The organism is Acinetobacter sp. SWAC5 (genome assembly GCF_003419885.1).
GTDB lineage: Bacteria > Pseudomonadota > Gammaproteobacteria > Pseudomonadales > Moraxellaceae > Acinetobacter > Acinetobacter cumulans.
In genome coordinates this window covers 1-1038 of record NZ_QUWR01000066.1, presented here as the reverse complement: position 1 = coordinate 1038, position 1038 = coordinate 1, and the positions used below count along the sequence as shown (strand labels likewise).

Genomic DNA, 1038 nt, shown 5'->3' with positions numbered 1-1038 from the left:
TCTTGACTCAAGCATTAATGCAGTACGATCTTCAAAGTTAAGATGATGGTATGACAATTTTATATACTCCATAAACCCTTTAAATTAATTAGGTGGTTTATGTCGCACTTCAAGTTTTACTCTGCCAAGTATTTTTAGATAATGCTTGGAATCAATTCAATTCATCAAGTTTTAAAAAATAATTCCTTTTGTCAGGTCTATCATTTTTTAAATGCTTTAAAAATATTTTCGCAGTTTCCTCCGATGCATCCTCTCTTAGGCAACGTTCAACAAAGGATATATCTACAAATTCATCTGCTAACCCAGCACGACCAAGATCTAAAAAATAAATTTCATTGAATTTATCTATAAAAATATTACTATCCGTGATATCGCCATGAGAAAAAACCAATCTTTCTTCAACACGAGTCTCGGTTAACTCATTCCATAGACTTAGGTAAGTTTTATGGTCTCCCCATAATTCAGTGTCAAAATCATCTTGATCTATATCGTCAAGGAGTTGGTTATCAATAAAAAATTTTGACTCTTTTAACCGATGATCAATGTTTGAAATAAATGGACAATCAATAATAGCAATTGAATTTAACAGATTGAGTGCCTCCTTATAGATAGCAAGCAATTCTTGGTCTGTTAAAAAAAGCGCTGAAATTGGTTTTGCATTGATCGCTTTAGTGATCATGAATTCAAACTGCTCATCCTGAAAAGTCATGATGAGTTCAGGCACCTTTAATTTCTCAGAGAGCCAACTCAACATTTTCGCTTCACGAGAGACACTGTATGTGGTCTCTGTATATAAAGTGCTAGATCGCTTAAGAAAAAAAGTTTCATTATTTCGATTAAAAGAATAAACATCCGATGGCGACTGACCAATTTTATTTGGCTCTAAAACGCTGTTTCCGATAAATTGTTGAATAATATTGGGCAATTCCATCAAGTTTTCCTTTTATTCAGCATTAAAAACCCCGCAAATGCGAGGCCTAGTAAATAGATGATCTTAATTTGGTTCACTGTAGCAAAAATATGGGGCGAATTCAAACA

The 1038-nt window shown here is 33.3% G+C and carries 1 protein-coding gene; it reads right to left on the bottom strand.

The annotated features are described in order from the left end of the window. Nucleotides 1–151 precede the first annotated feature (151 nt). Nucleotides 152–931, bottom strand: coding sequence for an aminoglycoside O-phosphotransferase APH(3')-VIa (locus tag DYI81_RS17815; protein WP_000422636.1), 780 nt, complete (start codon nucleotides 929–931; stop codon nucleotides 152–154). Between the last annotated feature and the right edge of the window lie 107 nt (nucleotides 932–1038).

Bases quoted from the DNA above. Each gene is read 5' to 3' on its own strand.
- DYI81_RS17815 (WP_000422636.1), bottom strand. From the start codon at position 931: ATGGAATTGCCCAATATTATTCAACAATTTATCGGAAACAGCGTTTTA.